The following is a 15,619-nucleotide window of genomic DNA, read 5'->3' on the forward strand; positions in this document are numbered from 1 at the left end:
GTTCAGACCACGGCGACCGATTCGACTAGCAGATTGATTGCCTTGTCGGCATCTATCCCGGCGGCTTCAGCTTCGAAGCTGAGCATCAGACGATGGCGTAGCACATCGTGGACGATGGCTTGCACATCTTCGGGGCTGACAAAGTCGCGGCCAGCCATCCAGGCATGTGCGCGGGCACAGCGGTCCAGGGCAATGGTGCCACGCGGGCTGGCGCCCAGCTGCAACCACTCCGCTAGCTGTGGGCTATACAGCTCGGGACGCCGGGTAGCCATGATCAGTTGAATCAGGTACTCCTCAACAGCCTCGGCCATAAACAGCCCCAGGACTTCCTGGCGGGCGGCGAGTATCGATGCCTGACTGATTCGCTGGCCGATACGCGCGTTCACACCCTGGGCCTCGCCGCGTGCCAGGTGAAGTATCTGGCGCTCCAGAGCTGCGTCCGGGAAGCCGATCCGTACATGCATGAGAAACCGGTCTAGCTGTGCCTCGGGCAGGGGATAGGTACCTTCCTGCTCAATCGGGTTCTGGGTCGCCATGACCATGAACAGCTCGGGCAGATGATAGGTTTCCCGGCCAATACTCACTTGTCTTTCAGCCATGGCCTCCAGCAGTGCTGACTGAACCTTGGCCGGTGCGCGATTGATTTCATCAGCCAATACCAGATGATGAAAGATAGGCCCTTGTTGAAAGCTGAAGCTGGCAGTTTCAGGCCGATATACTTCGGTCCCGGTAATGTCAGCCGGCAGTAGGTCGGGGGTGAACTGGATACGGTGAAAATCAGCCTCAATGGCCTCCGAGAGTGTCTTGATGGCTTTGGTTTTGGCCAATCCTGGCGCGCCCTCAACCAGCACATGACCCCCTGCGAGAAGACAGATCAGCATGCGGTCAATCAGTTGCTCCTGACCGAAAATCTGGCTGGCCATCCAGGTACGCAGTTGTTGAATGGATTCGTAGTGGGTCATAAGTTGTGTTCCATCCCTTGGTGTCGTGTCCATGCACGAAACTGTCACTGTAACGAAAGGTCTATGGTCTAGACTGATTATTATGCCTTTTAACGGCCAGTTTTAGTGACTACGCCGCGCGCATCTTCTTCACATCCCCATGACCCATGAGGGGTCAGTTCGTAAACGGGTCACCCGGAGGCAGCATGGCATTTATTATGGCCAGCGATAGAAAAGAATTTATCAACATCCTGCAAGAACGTCTGCGTGAGCTCGTCGAGCCCGGCGAGCAAGATATCCTTCAACGCTTCAGCGAACAGTTTTTCGGCATTGTTCCCCTTGAAGAGCTACTGGCTCGGCATGACACCGATCTGCTGGGCTGCACGCTCTCTTACTGGCGTTTTTTCAAACACTACGACAGTGATATTGAGAAGCTGCGGGTGTTCAATCCTGACATTCAGCAACACGGCTGGCAATCGACGCATTCGATCGTGGAAATTGTGCATAGGGATTCACCTTTTCTGGTGGATTCGGTGCGCATGGAGTTGAACCGTGCCGGTTATGCCATTCACACATTGCAAAACAGCGTGATGGCAGTAGAGCGCGATGAAAAAGGCCAGTTGAAAACGCTGTATGGGCGCGACAAGGTGCCAAGCAAGGCAGCACATGAGTCCGTTATGTACATTGAGGTTGACCGCTGTTCAAGCGCCGGTGAACTGAAGCAGTTGAGCAATCGCCTGAAGACGGTACTGTCCCATGTGCGCGCAACAGTGGGTGATTTCGCCGCAATGCGGGTACAGGCAGAGAGCTTGATTCAGGCGCTCAAAGGCAAGAGCGAGACGCTCAGTTATTATCCTGCCAAAGAGCGTGTCGAGTGTGAAGCCTTTCTGAAATGGCTGTTAGATGATCACTTTACCTTTCTTGGCTATGAACGCTTCAGTGTTGCCAATGGGTTGGAGCATCAACAGCTGGGTGTCGACACCGACGCGAGCCTGGGTGTGCTGAGCCTCAATCGGCGTGATGAATCGTTGGCGGGTCTGCCTGACAAGGTGCTCGAGTACTTGCAAGCCCCAATACTGCTGTCATTTGCCAAAGCCTCTGATTTCAGCAAGGTGCACCGGCCGGCCTACCCGGATTACGTTTCTATCCGCGAAGTTGATGCCCAGGGAAAAGTCCTGGTAGAGCACCGTTTTATGGGGCTCTACACCTCCAGAGTGTACTCTGACGTTGTCGACCATATTCCGCTTTTGCGGCGCAAGGTTGAGGCGGTACGCAAAGCGTCCGGCTTTACCGCGCATAGCCATCTGGGCAAGGAGCTCGATCAGGTGCTGCAGGTGCTGCCGCGTGACGATCTATTCCAGATGTCCGAGCAGCAGTTGGGTGAAACGGCGCTGAGTATCGTGCAGATCCAGGAGCGCAACCAGATTCGGGTGTTCCTGCGCAGTGGCAATTATGGGCGTTTTTACTATTGCCTGGCGTATATCCCGCGGGACATTTACTCCACAGATATTCGCCTGAAGATCGAAAAGGTATTGAGAGAACGCTTGCAGGCAACCGAATGCGAGTTCTGGACCTATTTTTCCGAGTCGGTACTGGCGCGTACCCAATTTATTCTCAGTGTTGACCCGAAGAAGGATCTGGATGTGGACCCCCTCAAGATTGAGCAGGACGTGATACAGATCTGCCGCAACTGGCAGGACGATTTTCGTGATCGCCTGCTCGAGACCCTCGGCGAAGCCAAGGCCACTGAGGCACTGGACGAGTTTGCCAAGGGTTTCCCGGCCGGTTACACCGAGCGCTTCACCCCCGCTAGCGGCGTAGTTGATTTGAAGCACATGCTGAGCCTGAACAGCGAGCAGCAGTTGGCGATGAGTTTCTATCAGCCCCTATCGCAGAAAACCGGTGTGTTGCATTGCAAGCTCTATCATCTGCACGAGCCGTTACCACTGTCGGATATTCTGCCCATTCTGGAAAATCTCGGACTGCGGGTTATGGGCGAGTTCCCATTCTGCTTCGAGCGCAGAGATGGCACGCAATTCTGGATTCATGATTTCGAATTCACCTATGCCCTGGACAGTAGCCTGAATATCCAGGAGGTCAACGAACTGTTTCGTGACGCTTTCGTGCAGGTTTGGCGCGGACAGGCGGAGAACGACGGCTTCAATCGGCTGGTGCTGCTGGCGCGTATGTCTTGGCGTGATGTGGCGTTGCTGCGCGCCTATGCGCGCTATCTGAAGCAGATACGTCTGGGCTTCGAGCTGCCTTACATTGCCAATACCCTGGTCACCCACGCGGATATCGCGCGCGAGTTGGTACGGCTGTTCAAAACGCGCTTTTATTTGGCGCGTAAGCTCTCCGCCGATGACCTGGAGGATATGCAGCAGCGTCTCGATCAGGCGATCGTCGGTGCTCTGGACGGCGTTGCCGTCCTGAACGAGGACCGGATATTGCGCCGTTACCTGGACCTGATCAAAGCCACGCTGCGGACCAATTTCTATCAGAATGACGACGCTGGCACGGTGAAGGACTACATCAGTCTGAAATTCAATCCTCGGGCGATTCCAGAGCTGCCATTGCCGCGGCCAATGTACGAAATTTTCGTGTATTCACCACGTTTTGAAGGCGTGCACCTGCGCGGCGGCAAAGTCGCGCGTGGTGGCTTGCGCTGGTCAGATAGGGAAGAGGATTACCGCACCGAAGTGCTGGGATTGGTCAAAGCCCAGCAGGTCAAGAATGCGGTGATCGTTCCGGTGGGCGCGAAAGGTGGCTTCGTACCGCGGCGCTTGCCCATGGGGGGTAGCCGCGATGAGGTTCAGCAGGAGGCGATCGCCTGCTACCGTCTGTTTATCAAGGGGCTGCTGGATCTGACCGACAATCTGCAGGAAGGCAAGGTCGTGCCGCCGGCTCAGGTTGTGCGCCATGATGAAGACGATCCTTACCTGGTCGTTGCCGCAGACAAAGGCACGGCTACGTTCTCGGATATTGCCAACGGTATAGCCGCTGAATACGATTTCTGGCTGGGCGATGCCTTCGCCTCCGGCGGTTCCGCCGGTTACGACCACAAGAGGATGGGTATTACCGCCAAGGGCGCCTGGGTCTCGGTGCAGCGGCATTTCCGTGAGTTGGGTCTGAATGTGCAGAGCGATCCGGTTACGGTGATTGGCATTGGTGATATGGCCGGTGATGTATTTGGTAACGGCATGCTGCTGTCGCGCAGCCTCAAGCTGGTAGCTGCGTTCAACCATCAGCATATCTTTATCGATCCGGATCCGGCCCCGCAGGCCAGCTTTGATGAGCGTCAGCGCTTATTCGATCTGCCGCGCTCCAGTTGGACTGATTACGATCAGAAACTGATTTCCAAGGGCGGCGGGCTATTCGCGCGCAGCCTCAAGCAGATCACTCTGACTCCGCAGATGCAAAAGCTGTTCGATATCGATGCCGACAAACTCACGCCCAATGAGTTGATCCATCGATTGCTCAAGGCGCCGGTGGATCTGCTTTGGAATGGCGGCATTGGTACCTATGTCAAAGGCACGGCTGAAAGCCATGCGGATGTCGGTGACAAGGCTAATGACATCCTTAGAGTCAACGGCCGCGACCTGCGCTGCAAGGTGATCGGTGAAGGCGGCAACCTGGGCATGACCCAATTGGGGCGTGTCGAGTTCTGCCTGAACGGCGGTGCACTGAATACCGACTTTATTGATAACGCCGGCGGGGTGGATTGCTCCGACCACGAAGTGAACATCAAGATTCTGCTTAACGAAGTGGTGGCCGCCCAGGACATGACTGGCAAGCAGCGCAACAAGTTGCTGGCCAGCATGACCGATGCGGTAGCGGAGCTGGTGCTCACCAACAACTACAAACAAACCCAGGCGATCAGCTTGGCGCAGCGCCAAGCGGCAAAAACCATGTCGGAATATCGGCGTTTCATCAGTGCCATGGAAGCCAGCGGCAAGCTCAGCCGGTCGCTGGAGTACATTCCGGAGGATGATCAGTTGGCCGAGCGCACGGCCCAGGGCCGAGGTTTGACCCGAGCCGAATTGTCGGTACTGATTTCTTATTCCAAGGGTGATCTCAAGGAAGCCTTGGTCGCTACCGATGTGCCTGAGGACCTCTATCTGGCGCGTGAGGTGGAAACCGCGTTCCCAGCAGTACTGGCGAAAAAGTATGCACCTGCGTTGCGTAATCACCGCTTGCGTCGCGAGATTATCGCCACACAGTTGGCCAACGACCTGGTCAACCATATGGGCATTACCTTTTTGCGTCGCCTTGAGCAATCGACCGGCGCGCTGGCCGGCGATATCGTCCGTGCTTATGTGGTCGCGCGGGACGTGTTCAGTCTGCAAAGCCATTTTGCTGCCATCGAAGCCCTGGACTACCAAGTGCCAGCCGAGGTGCAGCTGGAACTGATGGATGACCTGATGCGCCTGGGACGGCGTGCGACGCGCTGGTTTATTCGCAACCGGCGTGGTGATCTGAATGCCGAGCGCGAAGTAGCGCATTTTGCGCCGCGGATCGAGTCCCTTGCGGGCCAGTTCGATGGGCTGTTTGAAGGCCCGGTGCGGGCGGCATGGGAAGGTAAGTTCAACAGCTACGTCGAAGCCGGTGTGCCTGAGGAGATCGCGCGCCTGGTTGCAGGTACCGGGCACTTCTATACCTTGCTCGGCATCATCGAGGCGGCAGACGCTACCGGTCAGCCCGCTGAACTGGTGGCCCAACTGTTCTTTGCCCTTGGCTCTGAGCTGCAGTTACCCTGGTTTGGGCAGCAGGTCAATAGTTTGCCCGTCGACAACCATTGGCAGGCCTTGGCGCGGGAGAGCTACCGGGATGACCTGGATTGGCAGACGCGGACCATGACTATCTCGGTGTTGCAGCTGGCTAGTGAAGGCGACACGGTGGAGCAGTTAGTGCAGAAGTGGACCGAGCTGAATCCGGTTCTGGTGCAACGCTGGCGTGCCATGCTCACGGACCTGAAGAGTGCTGGTGCTGGTGATTATCCGATGGTCGCTGTGGCCATGCGCGAGTTACTGGATCTAGCCCAAGCTGCGCGGCACAGTGGTGCTGAAGTCCAAGCTGAGGCAGAGGCTGTGGCGGAGGAAGGCTGATTGAGTCAAGAGCAGTTGATTGTCGATGTGGCCCTGCCCGCCGAACGCTACCTGGCCTGGTATCGGGGCCAGGCGGGCCGGGTTTTGATGGTTAGTCGTGATGGGCGGCGAGTCAGTTTGCCGGCCCATCACCTGCGACCTTTTCTAACCCATGAGGGTGTCTATGGCAGCTTTCTTATGCGCTTTACTGCGCAGGGGAAGCTGTTGTCATTGGAACGCTTGGGCGGAGAAGGGCCCTGCAGTGCCCCCAGGTCCTGACAGAGCAGGTATACTCTGCGTCAGATTTTTCCATCTGCAAGGTATCCGTCCATGTATTCCATGATGCGCTCGCTGCTCTTTCGGTTGCCCGCCGAAACCTCCCATGATCTGGCTTTGGACATGATTGGTGCTGCCGGTCGTACCGGCTTGGCACGCAAGCTGGTAAGGCCCTTGGCACCTGACCCGGTGGACGTTATGGGCCTGACGTTTGACAATCCAGTGGGCCTGGCCGCAGGGCTGGACAAGAACGCATTGGCGGTCGACGGTCTGGGTGCCCTGGGCTTCGGATTTATCGAGGTGGGCACGGTGACGCCTTTGCCCCAGCCAGGAAACCCCAAGCCGCGTATGTTCCGGCTTCCTGAACAAAATGCCATCATCAACCGCCTGGGTTTTAATAATCAGGGCGTGGATGCGCTGTTGGCACACCTGGACGCAGTGCATTATCGGGGGGTGCTGGGCATCAATATAGGCAAGAACGCGGCCACGGCCGTTGAGAATGCCGTGGATGACTATCTTATCTGTTTGCGCAAAGTGTATAGCCGTGCCAGTTATATTACTGTCAACCTGTCATCTCCGAACACGCCAGGCCTGCGCACGCTGCAATACGGCGAGACGCTCAAACAACTTCTGGGGCAGATCAAGGCCTGCCAGGGAGAACTGGCCCAGCAACATGGACACTATGTGCCGATTGCGATCAAGATTGCGCCGGATATGTTGCCTGAGGACCTGGTGCTGGTTGCCGGGACCTTGCTGGAGCAAGGGATGGATGCGGTAATCGCAACCAATACTACCTTGGAGCGTACGGCGGTGATCGGGCTGGAGCATGCCGATGAAGCGGGTGGCTTGTCCGGCGGCCCGCTCACTGACGTGTCTACCGAAGTGATCCGGCTGTTGGCAGGTGAATTCAAGGGACGCATGCCCATCATTGGTGTCGGGGGTATTCTTCAGGGCGCGGACGCGGTGGATAAGCTCAAGGCCGGCGCCAGTCTGGTGCAGTTGTACAGCGGTTTTATTTATCGCGGGCCAGAACTGGTGCGCGAGTGCGTGGACGCGGTAGCGGCTTACCGCTCCGGGCTGCGTGTTGCCGAGTAGGGTTGAATTGGTCTGCGCGCAAATGAAAGGCCCCCGCGTTGCGGGGGCCGTTGGGCCTCGCAAGGCCCGACGCTTTAGGGAAGCGCCATGGGAAAATCAACTTACCGGGGGGTTAACCTACCGCGCGCATCTCGTTAAGCCGATGCACGCCTGAGATGCCGGTGAAACCGTCCCAGTGATCAGCCCGGCCCTCGCGCCACCCATTGATCCAGTTCTGTCGGGCGGTGGGACTATTGAAGGGGCAAGTATCCTGGGATTTGCCATGAACACCATGTTGATAACCGCGCAAAAATGCTCGTTCCATCGGATCACGCTTGAGTCTTCTCATAAAGTAGAGCCCTCATATGCTAAGTACAAACCTGACCCGCAGTGTGCGGTGTCAGGGAGTGGGTGTGCAGGAGTATCCTGCAGCACCGCAGAGGCACGTTACTGAACTTGCCTCCATAATAGGTTTGCCCGTACCCAGGACTTACTGTTGTACCCTATGGGCTGCTGCTACCCAAAGATCGATTTAGCATTACTGAAGTGCCCCTTAGCCGGGTACGAAATAACCCGGCGCCCTTTCTGCCACCGTAATCTGGAAATCAATAAGATGCGTGAAACTGTTGAATTATTTGTCACCTGCCCCCGCGGCATCGAGGGCCTGTTGCTGGAAGAGTTGAGGGCGCTTGGGGCGCAATCACCGCGTGAAACCCACTCCGGGGTCAGCCTGCAGGGTGACATGGAGCTGGCTTATCGGATCTGTCTATGGTCTCGCTTAGCCAATCGCGTGCTGCTGGTATTGGAGCGCTTTCCCGTCAGTGATGCCCAGGGTCTTTATGATGGTGTGGCAGGTATCGACTGGTCTCAACATCTATTGCCAGAGGGCAGTCTGGCAGTCGATTTTGGCGGTATTTTGCCGGGTGTCGACAACACGCACTTTGGTGCATTGAAAGTGAAGGATGCGATTGTCGACGGGCTGCGCAAGCCTGACGGCAGCCGGCCCAGCGTCGACCGTGTTAACCCGGATCTGCGTATCAATGTGCACTGCCGGAGTGCCGAGGCGCAGTTGGCCATCGACCTGTCAGGCCACAGCCTGCACCAGCGCGGTTATCGGCTGCAGCAGGGCGCTGCGCCGCTAAAGGAGAACCTGGCGGCCGCTATTCTGATACGTGCAGGCTGGCCACAATTGGCTGCGGCCCAAGGGGCATTGGCGGATCCGATGTGTGGCTCGGGCACCTTTTTGGTTGAGGCGGCGATGATGGCCGCCGATATGGCACCCAATCTGCAGCGGGAATTATGGGGTTTCAGTCATTGGCTGCGACATGACGCTGCGCTGTGGCAGACAGTGCAGGCCGAAGCGAAGCAGCGCGCTGAGGCGGGTCTGGCAAGTGAGCCGCTATGGATTCGAGGCTATGAAGCCGACCCACGTTTGTTGCAGCCGCTGCGCAACAATATACAACGGGCGGGGTTGGGCAATTGGGTGAAAGTCTACCAAGGTGAATTGGCGACGTTCTCTCCCAGTCCTGACAAGGGTCAGAAAGGCCTGATCGTCTGCAACCCGCCCTACGGCGAGCGGCTGGGCGAAGCGGCCAGCCTGGTGTATTTGTACCAGAAGCTCGGTGAAGTGCTGCGCCAGCACTGTGAGGGCTGGCAGGCTGCGATCTTTACTGGCAATCCGGATCTGGGCAAGCGTATGGGCATTCGCAGCCACAAACAGTACGCGCTGTTCAATGGTGCGCTGCCATGCAAGTTATTGCTGATGGAGCTGCAACCGGAACGCTACGTCACCGGCTCCGCCAGGCCAGCTCCAGAGCGTAGCAGTCAGCCAACTCAGCCTGAGCAGCAAGCGGATTCAGCTCCGCGGCCAACAGCCCCAGCGGCTGGTGCGCCACAGACGAATGCCCGGCTCAGCGAATCAGCGCAGATGTTTGCTAATAGGCTAAAGAAAAATCTGAAGAATTTGGGCAAGTGGGCGCGTCAGCAGGACATCAGTTGTTATCGCGTCTATGACGCGGACATGCCCGAGTTTGCTGTAGCGATTGATCTATATGGCGATTGGGCGCATGTGCAGGAATACCAGGCGCCAGAGTCCATCAGCGAAGACAAGGCCCGCGCACGCCTGCAGGACGTGCTGGTCGCATTGCCTGGCGTGCTGGGCATCCCGCCCGCCCATGTGGTGCTCAAGCAGCGGCTCAGGCAAAGTGGCAGCAGCCAGTACCAACGCATGGACCGCAAGGGCGAGTTCTTAACCATCAACGAAGGGCAGGTAAAGCTGCTGGTCAACTTGACCGATTATCTGGATACCGGGGTCTTTCTCGATCACCGCCCCCTGCGCCTGCGCCTGGCCGCAGAAGCACGAAACAAACGCTTTCTGAATCTGTTCTGCTATACCGCCAGCGCCACAGTGCATGCGGCGGTCGGCGGGGCGCGCAGTACCACCAGCGTGGATCTGTCCAAGACCTATCTGGACTGGGCGCGACGTAATCTGTCATTGAATGGGCTGTCGGACCTGCACCAACTGGTGCACGCAGACGTAATGCAGTGGCTCGAGGAAGACAAAGGCGAATACGATCTGATTTTTATCGATCCGCCGACCTTCTCCAATTCCAAGCGCCTGGATGATGTTTTCGATGTGCAGCGCGATCATGTGCGCCTGATCGAAATGGCGATGGACCGCTTGGCCTCAGGTGGGGTTGTGTATTTCTCCAACAACTTCCGACGCTTCCGTCTGGATGCGGCATTGCAGGACAAGTACGAAGTCAGTGATATTTCGGCACAGACGCTGGATCGCGATTTCCAGCGCAATACCCGGATACATCGTACCTGGCGCCTCAGCCGTCGCTGATGCGCCACTCAGTGCGGCGGTTTACCGGCTGGTTGCCACCTCGGTGCTGGAACGCCGATGGACGTCGGTCAGTACGCGGTCCAGTGCTTCGCGGCTGGCACCGGCCGCACTGTGATTGACAATGGCGGCAACAGCCCAGCTCTTGCCGTTGGCATCCCGGGTGATGCCGGCGATGGCTCTGACGTTACGCAGGCTACCGGTTTTGATATGCGCTTCACCCGCCACAGGGGTGTTGTGCATACGCCGGCGCATGGTGCCGTCCATGGCGGCCAAGGGCATGGACGCTATGAACTCCGCAGCATAGGGGCTATTCCAGGCTTGCTCGAGCATCAGGGCCAAATCGCGGGCGGTCATGCGCTCGATACGTGACAGACCGGAACCGTTGTCCAGGACCAGCCCCTTGGTTCGCAGACCTTTGTTGTCCAACCATTGATTGATGCTGCGAACGGCAGCCTGGTGATCGTCGATGTCAGCAGCGGTGCGCTGATGGCGACCGATTGCCAGAAACAGTTGGCGAGCCATGGTGTTGTTGCTGAACTTGTTGATATCGCGAATCACACTGACCAGATCACCTGAGTCGTTGTGGGCAAGCTGTTGCGCGTTGGCAGGCACGCGGCCAATGCGGGTGGTACCGCTAATCTTGCCGCCCATTTCTTCCCATAGCGAGCGTAATACGCTGCCGGTATAGGTTTGCGCGTTCAGGGCAGACATGTAGCGCTGCACCGAGCAGCCTTCGTGCAGGGCGCCAGTCAATGTGACTTGTGCCTGGGTACCCTGATCCTGGATTGAGTACGCGATGTTTGGCCAAGGGCAGGAACTGACCTTTGGCAACAGTTTCAGCTGATTGTCGACGGTCACCTCGGGCAGCGCCGGTTCCAGGTGTATACGCACGCCATCACGCTCGCCAAAGCTGCTTAGCGTGAGCACCTTGAGGTTGGTCAGCAACGGATCGGGTTCAACCAGGTATGGTTTGCTCGGGTCATTGCCATCATCCGGAAAGGGGATCGCGTTTAACGGCATACGCATGTCTGCGGGCTGCAGAACCAGATCGCCTTTTACTTCCTTGACGCCGGCAGCGCGCAGATCACGTAATAACGTCCACATGCGCTCCAGAGTCATTTTCGGGTCACCACTGCTGCGGTAGACCAGGTCGCCCTGCAGCACACCATTCTCGATCGGCCCGGTACCATGCAGTGAGGTGCGCCATTGGTAAGTGGGCCCCATTAGCTCAAGCGCGGCGTAGGTGGTTACCAGCTTCATGGTGGATGCCGGATTGACTTCCTGGTCGGCGTTGATGTACTGCGCAACGCCTTGACCTTCCAGCGGAATAATAGCCAATGACATTGCGTTAGCGGGGATGCGTGCGTTGTCCAACGAGGCCCTGACCTGGTTTGGCAGGCTACTCAGATCAGCCGCGAATACGCATGTGGCGCTCAGCAGCAGGGTGGTAGCAGTCAGCAGGCGGCAAGTTGACCGGCGCAATAGATAAAGCATATAGGTAGCTACTCCAGGGTGTCATATGGCCTGCTCTGTAGAAACGGGCACGGCTCAAAAAAGCGCTCTTCACCATCATCACCCAATTGCTTAGGAAGTCCAAGTGCCGCAGGTCAATTAGTCAGCGGCGCTGTTGCAACAGACGGATGCTGCCAATCCAGGCTGCCGGTAGAAATACCAAGCTGGCGATCAAGGTGATCCAGACACTGTGGCGACGAATACGATAGGCCTCAGCCAGCAGTTCCTGTTCAGGCACGAGAATGGCCAGGTAGGTCTCGGGCAGCCCTGACAGGTCTATGCGGCTTTGGGATAGCGTCCAGCGCTGACCTTCCATCTGCAGACGGGCGGTTCTCTCCTGCCGGAAGCCGTCCTCGGCAAGGCCGGCCAGCAGCGTGCTGCCGAGCTCGTTAAAGCGTTTCAGGCGCAATGCAGTGCCCTGTGCCACGTTAAGAATACGGCCAACATCATGGTAGGCAATGACCGTGCCTTCGGGATCATAAAGTAACAGCTGCGAATGCTCGGTTATCTGCAAGTTGGCCAGGGTGTGGGAAAGTTGGCCCAGGGTCAGGTCCGCGCCGAATACTCCGCCGCCAGCAGCAGGACGAGCGAGGGTAGTGCCGAATTCGCTGGTGGAGAAAAAGATATAAGGCGTAGTAATAATCTGCGCGCCGCTATTGATGGCGTTGGTGTACCAAAGGCGCTGCCTGGGGTCGTAGCCATCGTTGATGGTTATACGCTGTGCCAGCACCTGTAATTGCGGGTCGAGAAAAACGTAAACTGCTTCGGCTGTTCCTCCACTGCGTTGGATATTCCAGACCATCCACATGGCTTGTGGTGGTGCATCAAAGCGTGTCCGCAACGGCGCATTGCGCAAGGGTCTGAGCATTAAATAATCGCCATTGGGCCAGCCATGGTACAGCGAGTTGAGCTGTGGGTTATCTTCCAGTACCTGGGCCAGCTTGGGCAGGTGCAGCAGTCGCTGCTGTAGCGACGTAGTGGCGGTCAGGTCGCTCAGAGCGAGCAAATTAAGCGCCTGGATGGGCGGCTGATAAAGGCGTAGCAGGTCTTGTTCAATTTGTTGACTGATATGGGTAAAGAGGGTTTCGCCGGTACTGAGGATGACCTTGCTCTGCTGCTGGTAATGAAAGATCGCCAGCCCAACGCCCAGAGTGAGGGTGGCGAGGGTGCTGAGCGTCAACATAACCCATACGGGCGGGTACAAGCGCGAAGGCGTACGTCGAGCCATATGAATAACCTGAACTGAAGCACTACTGACAGCGTAGCGGGTTTTTCAGGTGCTTGCGGGCAACTCGAAGAAAGACCTGGCACAGGCGGTCGTCTGCTCGGCTAACTGCTGCAACGGTTGCTGGCGGCAGCGGGCGACCATGCTGGCGACCTCCACAAGAAATGCCGGCTCGTTACGATTTTTCTTCGGTTTGGGGCGAAGTGTTCTGGGCAATAGCCAAGGTGCATCGGTTTCCAGCATCAGCCGTTGTGCAGGGATGCTGTTGACCAGCTCCTGCAGATGAGTGCCGCGGCGCTCGTCGCAAATCCAGCCGGTGATACCAATATGCAGGTCCAAATCCAGATAACCATGCAATGCGCTTTTGTCGCCCGTGAAACAATGAATCACGGCTCTTGGCAGGTGATCGCGATAATCCTTGAGAAGATCAATCAGCAGGGTGCTGGCATCACGTTCATGCAGGAATACCGGAAGTTGCAGGTCGACGGCCAGTTGCAGCTGTTGCTCCAAGGCTTTGATCTGTTGAGGTCGGGGTGAGAAATCGCGATTGAAATCCAGGCCGCATTCGCCGATGGCTTTGACGCTATCAGTTCGTGCCAGCATGGCTATCTCTTTGGCCAGTTCATCTGTCCAGTCGCGTGCTTGGTGCGGGTGCACACCTGCAGTACAGAACAGCCGCAAAGGATCTTCTTTGCACAGCTGTTGAACCTGGAAACTGCCCGCCAGGGAGGTGGCGGTCAGTATCATTTGGCTGATGCCAGCGTGCCAGGCCCTGTCTAATACGGCCGGTCGATCATGATCGAAGGCCGTATCAGTCAGGTTGACGCCAATATCAATCCATTCCATGCCTGTTGGCTATCAATTAGCCGGGCGTGGTTTGGCAGCGCGTGGCTTGCTGGGGAAGTCTTTGCGCGGCTTCGGTCGGGCAGGGCGCTCGACTTCACCGGCTGGTAACGGCCAGGCGCGGATCTGCAACGCGATACCGTTGATTTCCACACTGGCAAGCTTGGCCAGGGCACCTTCATTCAGCTCTGGCAGGTACACGCCAGTGTGCTCGGTGAACATCTTGATGTGACCAATTTGCTGGCGCTGCAGACCACCGAAGCGGCAGAGTGCGTCGACCAACGGCTTGGGCATCAGGCCGTTTGAGCGCCCACCTTTAACCTTATAGCGCACCAGGCCACTATCACGCTCGGCGAAGCCGTCGCGGGCACTGTTGGCTGCAGGTGCCGAGGGCAGGTCCTTGACCGGTTCAACCAGTGTTTTGGCGCTAGGCATAATGGCCAACAAGGTTGCCGCCAATTCTTCCGGGGTCAAATTGGTCAGTTCAAGCAGGTCATTGGCGAGCTTTTCATGCAGCGCGCCAGTGGTTTCCCGTGCGCCACTGATACGTGCCGCCAGCTTGGTCAAACGACCGCTGCGGACGGCATCAGCGCTGGGCAGAGCCTGGCTCAGAATTTTCTGACCAGTCGCCTTTTCCAGTTGGTGCAGCAGGCGACGCTCACGCGGGGTAGCAAACAGAATCGCTGTGCCCGAACGGCCAGCACGGCCAGTACGACCAATCCGATGCACATAGGATTCGCTGTCGTGCGGTACATCGTAGTTCAATACGTGGGAGATGCGTTCCACGTCCAGACCGCGCGCCGCCACATCAGTGGCCACGACGATATCCAGCAGACCGCGTTTGAGGCGGTCAACCACCTGTTCACGCAACTGTTGGCTGAGATCGCCATTCAATGCTGCGGCAGCAAATCCACGGGCCTCAAGGCGCTCGGCAATTTCCATGCTGGCGGTCTTGGTGCGCACGAAGACGATCATGGCTTCGACCGGCTCAACTTCAAGCAGGCGCGTCATGGCGTCCAGTTTGTGGTGGTTGGAAACCTCCCAGACGATCTGGGTGATGGTATCCAGGCTGCTGCTCACGCCACTGTGCAGGCGGATTTCCTTGGGCTCGCGCATGTGCTTGCGGGCCACGGTACGCACGCCAGCAGGCATGGTCGCGGAAAACAGCGCTTTCTGGGTGTTCGTGGGTACTTTTTCGAAGACGGCGTCAAGGTCGTCCGCGAAGCCCATTTTGAGCATCTCGTCGGCTTCATCAAGGACCAGAAAACGCATGTTTTCAAACTTGATGCTGCCGCGGCGCATATGGTCCGTCAGGCGGCCAGGGGTCGCAACGACCACGTGGGCGCCGCGTTCCAATGCCTTGAACTGGGGGGCAAAGGCTGAGCCGCCGTACAGAGCCAGCACGGAAAAGCCGCGCATGTTCTGTGCGTAACGCTGGAAGGCTTCTGCCACCTGCAATGCCAATTCGCGGGTGGGCGTCAGAATCAGTGCCTGTGTGGCGCGGATGCTAACGTCAATACCAGCGAGTACCGGCAGAGCGAATGCGGCTGTCTTGCCGGTGCCGGTCTGGGCCAGGCCCAGCAGGTCGTCACCAGCCAGAAGGGTAGGTATTGCCTCAGCTTGAATCGCGGAGGGTGTTTCATATCCGAGGCTGGTCAGAGCCTCGAGAAGCGGTGCAGGCAGTCCTAAATCGGCAAACTGCGGTGCCGCCGGAGCGGTATCGGACATACTTGGAGTGAACCTTGGGGGATAAATAGATCGAATAGTATACGCGCATTCGAGGGAAATTGCCGCAAGGTTTTTCAATGGCTGGTCA

The 15,619-nt window shown here is 57.5% G+C and carries 10 protein-coding genes; 4 read left to right on the forward strand and 6 right to left on the reverse strand.

Annotation, left to right across the window (positions count from 1 at the left end):
• Positions 1-2: 2 nt before the first annotated feature.
• Positions 3-962, reverse strand: coding sequence for an AAA family ATPase (locus K787_RS0107950; protein WP_022962264.1), 960 nt, complete (start codon positions 960-962; stop codon positions 3-5).
• Positions 963-1,147: 185 nt separating this feature from the next.
• Here K787_RS0107950 and K787_RS0107955 point away from each other — a divergent pair, with 185 nt between their 5' ends.
• The 3 genes from K787_RS0107955 to K787_RS0107965 are packed head-to-tail and all read left to right on the forward strand — an operon-like array spanning position 1,148 to position 7,396.
• Positions 1,148-6,046, forward strand: a complete 4,899-nt coding sequence (locus K787_RS0107955) for an NAD-glutamate dehydrogenase (RefSeq protein ID WP_022962265.1) — start codon at positions 1,148-1,150, stop codon at positions 6,044-6,046.
• Positions 6,047-6,304, forward strand: coding sequence for a DUF2835 domain-containing protein (locus K787_RS22565; protein WP_022962266.1), 258 nt, complete (start codon positions 6,047-6,049; stop codon positions 6,302-6,304).
• A 51-nt stretch (positions 6,305-6,355) separates the two neighbouring features.
• The gene (locus K787_RS0107965; RefSeq protein WP_022962267.1) at positions 6,356-7,396 is read left to right on the forward strand and encodes a quinone-dependent dihydroorotate dehydrogenase; all 1,041 of its coding nucleotides are present in this window, start codon (positions 6,356-6,358) and stop codon (positions 7,394-7,396) included.
• Between the two features lie 112 nt (positions 7,397-7,508).
• Here the strand turns inward: K787_RS0107965 and rmf are convergent, their stop codons facing one another.
• Positions 7,509-7,724: a ribosome modulation factor gene (rmf, locus tag K787_RS0107970; RefSeq protein ID WP_022962268.1), complete on the reverse strand. Its 216-nt coding sequence runs from the start codon at positions 7,722-7,724 to the stop codon at positions 7,509-7,511.
• Positions 7,725-7,988: 264 nt separating this feature from the next.
• Between rmf and rlmKL the strand changes: the two genes are divergently transcribed.
• Positions 7,989-10,223, forward strand: a complete 2,235-nt coding sequence (gene rlmKL, locus K787_RS0107975; RefSeq protein ID WP_022962269.1) for a bifunctional 23S rRNA (guanine(2069)-N(7))-methyltransferase RlmK/23S rRNA (guanine(2445)-N(2))-methyltransferase RlmL — start codon at positions 7,989-7,991, stop codon at positions 10,221-10,223.
• Positions 10,224-10,244: 21 nt separating this feature from the next.
• On the opposite strand, the gene dacB is transcribed toward rlmKL, so the two are convergent.
• From dacB to K787_RS0107995, 4 genes are all read right to left on the reverse strand, one after another.
• Positions 10,245-11,717, reverse strand: coding sequence for a D-alanyl-D-alanine carboxypeptidase/D-alanyl-D-alanine endopeptidase (gene dacB / locus K787_RS0107980; RefSeq protein ID WP_022962270.1), 1,473 nt, complete (start codon positions 11,715-11,717; stop codon positions 10,245-10,247).
• Between the two features lie 121 nt (positions 11,718-11,838).
• On the reverse strand, positions 11,839-12,963 hold the full coding sequence (locus tag K787_RS0107985; RefSeq protein WP_022962271.1) for a PDC sensor domain-containing protein: 1,125 nt from the start codon (positions 12,961-12,963) through the stop codon (positions 11,839-11,841).
• A gap of 45 nt (positions 12,964-13,008) precedes the next feature.
• Positions 13,009-13,806, reverse strand: a complete 798-nt coding sequence (locus K787_RS0107990; protein WP_022962272.1) for a TatD family hydrolase — start codon at positions 13,804-13,806, stop codon at positions 13,009-13,011.
• Between the two features lie 12 nt (positions 13,807-13,818).
• Positions 13,819-15,531, reverse strand: coding sequence for a DEAD/DEAH box helicase (locus tag K787_RS0107995; RefSeq protein ID WP_022962273.1), 1,713 nt, complete (start codon positions 15,529-15,531; stop codon positions 13,819-13,821).
• Positions 15,532-15,619: the final 88 nt, after the last annotated feature.

The organism is Halopseudomonas pelagia CL-AP6 (assembly GCF_000410875.1).
In the GTDB taxonomy this organism is placed as follows: domain Bacteria; phylum Pseudomonadota; class Gammaproteobacteria; order Pseudomonadales; family Pseudomonadaceae; genus Halopseudomonas; species Halopseudomonas pelagia.